Here is a 311-nt window from a genome sequence, read left to right on the forward strand (position 1 = left end):
AATTGCACCATTCCTTAAATTGGTTTTCCCATCGCCAATTATAAGATTCTTTGCTGTTAATAACATTATAATTCTTCTCCTCTCTCTGACAAATATTTTAACCACATATTAACATAAATATCTAACCGACCGCCACTAGTGCCTTTGCTTTCTTCATACACAGGGCTGCCACCAAAATGACAACGCCGGTGACAATCAAGAGAATCTCTACGGAAATCACGTCTGCCATCGGTCCAAAGATTACCATTCCTAGTGGCATCATCGCGGTATTAATCATGGTCATTACGCCGAACACCCTTCCCATATACTCT

1 pseudogene is annotated in these 311 nt (G+C 40.5%); it reads right to left on the minus strand.

The features are described from left to right. Positions 1–121: 121 nt before the first annotated feature. A pseudogene (locus D0T66_RS16300) lies at positions 122–311 on the minus strand (hypothetical protein); the annotation flags it as partial.

Source organism: Dysgonomonas sp. 25 (assembly GCF_010501075.1).
In the GTDB taxonomy this organism is placed as follows: Bacteria; Bacteroidota; Bacteroidia; order Bacteroidales; family Dysgonomonadaceae; genus Dysgonomonas.